General features: G+C 74.0%; 4 protein-coding genes. All 4 read left to right on the top strand.

Annotated elements, in window-relative coordinates; genetic code table 11:
• Nucleotides 1-458 precede the first annotated feature (458 nt).
• The 4 genes from ACFXPL_RS36960 (at nucleotide 459) to ACFXPL_RS36945 (ending at nucleotide 3,657) form a co-directional block, all read left to right on the top strand.
• A complete protein-coding gene (locus ACFXPL_RS36960) occupies nucleotides 459-920 on the top strand; it encodes a helix-turn-helix domain-containing protein (RefSeq protein ID WP_384927560.1) in 462 nt (153 codons plus the stop codon).
• Nucleotides 921-1,027: 107 nt separating this feature from the next.
• Nucleotides 1,028-1,504, top strand: coding sequence for a hypothetical protein (locus tag ACFXPL_RS36955; protein WP_384927559.1), 477 nt, complete (start codon nucleotides 1,028-1,030; stop codon nucleotides 1,502-1,504).
• 14 nt (nucleotides 1,505-1,518) lie between these two features.
• Nucleotides 1,519-2,826 (top strand): MAB_1171c family putative transporter, encoded by a 1,308-nt coding sequence (locus tag ACFXPL_RS36950; protein ID WP_384927558.1) that lies wholly within the window; start codon nucleotides 1,519-1,521, stop codon nucleotides 2,824-2,826.
• A gap of 24 nt (nucleotides 2,827-2,850) precedes the next feature.
• The gene (locus tag ACFXPL_RS36945; protein WP_384927557.1) at nucleotides 2,851-3,657 is read left to right on the top strand and encodes an oxygenase MpaB family protein; all 807 of its coding nucleotides are present in this window, start codon (nucleotides 2,851-2,853) and stop codon (nucleotides 3,655-3,657) included.
• Nucleotides 3,658-3,876 lie beyond the last annotated feature (219 nt).

Genomic DNA, 3,876 nt, shown 5'->3' with positions numbered 1-3,876 from the left:
ACACCGTGTTGCCCGGGGTGGTGGTGGTGTGCTACCACCACCAGCCGGCCCACGGGGGCCACTGAGGGGACACGGCCACACCGGAGTTCGCCGGCGCGGGGCGCTGGGGCCCACCCCCGTGAGGCAGCGGCGCCCGGCGCTTTCACGGCCCGGGGCCGTTGTCGTCGTGCCAGCGAGGTCGATCCTGTAGGTGAGGCGGGCGGAAGTCAACTATCGTGGATTAGCAGATGGGTTGGAGGTGGAAATTCCTCGCCTCTTGCGTCGTTTGGCCCGCTTTTTCACAACGATCGTGTAAATCGATCGAGTGGCCTGATCCCCGTCGCGGGCGGAAGAGTTCTATAGTCCGATCCATGGCCACCACCGATTCTCCACACTCAGAAGCGTCGGCACCCCGTCCCGGCGAGGATGGGGAGACGGCGTCCTCGGAGCCTCTGGACTTCGCCGCCCGCTTCCGGCGTGTGATCTCGGTGATATACCCGAAGGACCTGGGGCGCCCCTGGCGCGACTCGGAGATCGCCGAGGGGACGGGCCTGAGCGGTACGTACATCGGGAACCTCCGCAAGGGCACGCAGAAGCCCAGCCTGGAGAACGCGGTCAAGATCGCCAAGTTCTTCGGCGTCCCGCTGGACTACTTCAGCGACTCCGCCACCGCTCAGGCCGTCGAGCGTGACCTGCGGAAGATCGAGGCGCTGCGGGACGCCCGGGTGGAGCGCATCGCGATGCGGGCGGCCGGACTGCCTCCCGCGATGCAGGACGCCGCCCTCACGGTGGTGGAGCAACTGCGCAAGGCGGTCGGGCTGACCGAGGGTCACACGGAGGGGCGGTCCCGCGGCCGTTCCGACGGCCTGCCCGGTGGGCGGTCCGACGGCCGCTCCGGGGGCCGGTCCGGTGGCCTTTCCGACGGCCGTTCCGAGGAGTGACCGACAGCGGGCGAACCGCTCTGGGACACTGGCGCCTTGCCGTAACGGGCGCCGACGCCGAGGGCGATGGGGAGAGCGTGGGAGATCTTGGGCGAACCCGCCGCCGTATGCGGGCCATGGTCAGGGAGCTGGACCTGCCGCGTACACGCACCGTCGAAGAGCTGTGCGCGGCGGTCGCCGACCGGACCGGCCGCCGGGTCGAACTCGTCCCGCGCCGGATGCGGGTGGGGGAGCCCTCGGGTTTCGTCGAGCGCCGCGCCGCCGCCGACCTCGTCCACTTCGAGCAGGAGACCTCGTCCCTGCACCAGGCCCACATCATCTGCCACGAACTCGCCCACCTCCTGTGCGGACACCTCGCCGAGGCGCCGACCGCCGACGAGGAGACGGCCGAGGTGGACCTGCCCACCCTCGACCCCGACCTGGTCAGGCTCGTGCTCGGCCGCTCGCACTACGACGAGGCGGCCGAGGAGGAGGCCGAGATCCTGGGCGCCGAGCTGACGCGTACCCTCGTACTGGCCCCCGGCGCCGGGACGACATCCCAACTGGCGCCGGCGATGGAACACCGCAAAGGACAGCATGTCTGACATACGGGGACGGGATGTCAGGCATAGCTGACATATCCCACATATCCGCGGCCGGCCCGGTTCTCGGGGCGCCGCAGATACCTGACGCGCCGTTCAACGTCGTCTACCTCGGCATCGGCACGGTGGCCTGGGTCGTCGCCGCCCTGAAGATACGGGCCTGGCGCCGCGACCCGAGTCCGGGACTGCTCGTCGTCACCCTGTCGATCGCCGCGCCCGCGACCGCGTTCGTCGTCGCCGCCCCGGTCGTCTACCGGCTGCTCGACCGGCTCGCGCACCGCCCCAATCTGGCCACGCTCTTCGTCTACCTCGGCATCATGGGGTTCTCCGCCGCCGCCGTGGTGCTGGCGCGGATGTGGACCCCGCCGGAGGACCGCGTCGGCGCGCTGGTGTGGGACGAGGCCACCGTGGCGACCTGGCGCCCCGTACGGGTGCGCCTCACGGTGTTCGCCGTCCTCGTCGCCGCGATGATCGTGCTGTTCTTCGCGGGCGGGCCCACGCGCCCGGAGACCCCGCTCACCTTCGACACCACCTTCGCCGCGATCCCGTCGATCGCGGCTTTCCTCGTCCTCTACCAGGGCCTGTTCGGCTTCGCGCTCATCGACATCGGCCGCGTCTGCCTCCGGCACGCCGCCGGACTGCCGGACGGGCCGCTGCGCCGGGGCATCCGGCAGCTCGCCGTCGGGGCCTTCGTCGCCTGCGGATACGGCGTCAGCAAGCTCGTCGCGATCGGCGCGGCCGCCGCCGGGACCACCGGTACGGAGTGGCTGAGCACCGCCCTGGGCCCCGCGTTCGCCGCCCTGGGCGCCGTCCTCATCACCACCGGATTCGCCGGACCCGCCGTCGCCGCCTGGATCCGCAGGCGCCGCGACTACCAGGCCCTGCGCCCGTTGTGGGACCTCGTCTACCGGGCGGACCGGCGCCTCGCCCTGGAGGCGCCGCCCTCGGCCTGGACCGAGCGGCTGGCCGTGCGCGACCTGGAGTGGCGCACCGCGCGGCGCGGACTGGAGATACGGGACGGCCAGTTGACGCTGCGCCCGTGGGTCACCCCCGCGGTGGTCCCCGCCGCCACCGCGCTCGCCGAGCGGGCCGGCCTGGACGACGCCGACCGGGCGGCGCTGATCGTCGCCACCGCGCTGCGCTGCGCCGTCGAGGCGCTGAACACGGGGACGCCGCCGCGCCCCCGCGAGGACCAGGCCCCGCTGCCGGGGCTGGACGCGGAACCGGTGGAGGAGCGGGCGCATCTCGTACGGGTCGCCCGCCATCTGTACGCGCCGCTGACCGGCGAGGCGCTGGCCGCCGCCACGGCCACGGCCACGGAGTGAGTGGGGACGACAGGGATGACAGAGATGACGGAGACCCACGGGACGGACGAGACACAGGCGCCGGGGGATGCTCCTGGTACGGGTGACGCCTTCGCGCGGCTCGTGCTGGAGACGATGCCCGAGGAGTCCCGGTTGGGGCTCACCCTGGGCTTCGTCCGCACCTTCGGCATCCCCGGCATCGCCCGGGTCCTCCACTCCACGGGCCGGATGTACAACGAGCCGCGCGGCCGGGCCAAGGCGACCGGGGTGGCCATGTTCGCCCTGATCGGCCAGGGGGTGGAGAGCGCGGAGGGCCGGCGGATCGTCGAGGGGCTGCGCCGGATCCACGACCGGCCCGACATCACCCCCGAGTTGATGCGGTACGTCCTGGCCTGCTTCACCGTCTGCCCGCTCCGCTTCGTCGACGACCACGGCCACCGCGCGGTGACGGACGAGGAACGGGACGCGGCGTACGCCTTCCACGTCGACCTGTCCGACGCGCTCGGCCTCTCCGGGGACGGGGACGGCGAGAACGCCATGGATCAGAGCGCGGACGGCGCGGGGATGGCCGGTGTGGAGCGCTGGATGCGCGGGTACGAGAGCCGGCACTTCGCGCCGAGCGCCGAGGGCGCCGCGCTCTGGGCGGCCACCAGCCAGGGGCTGCTGGCGGCCCGGCTGCCCCGGCCGCTCGCCGGACTCGCCCCCGCGGTGGCCGCCTCGCTGCTGGACGAGCCGCTGCGTACGGCACTCCACATACGCCGCGCTCCCGCGCCCGTACGCGCCCTGGTCGCGGCGGCCCTGCGCGCCCGGGCCGCCGCCCGCCGGCGCCGTACCGCCCGTGACGCTGCCTGACGGACCGACGGATTCAAGGAGCGGGCGGCGCGGTGGGCCGGCCAATGCCCCCCCGCCGCCCCCGGGCGGGCCCCCCCCGGGGAGGGAGCCCGGGAGGGCCCCCCCGGGGGGGGGGGGCCCGCCGGGGCCAAACGGGGCGGGGGGGGGGCAAGCGGGGCCCACCCCCGGGGGGGGCGCCCGGGGGGGCGGCCCCGGCGGTGCGCACGGCCGCCCCGGGCG

Source organism: Streptomyces sp. NPDC059092 (genome assembly GCF_042756365.1).
Taxonomy (GTDB): Bacteria; Actinomycetota; Actinomycetes; order Streptomycetales; family Streptomycetaceae; genus Streptomyces.
Note: the sequence above shows the minus strand (reverse complement) of the source record. Positions and strands in the feature narration are given on the sequence as shown.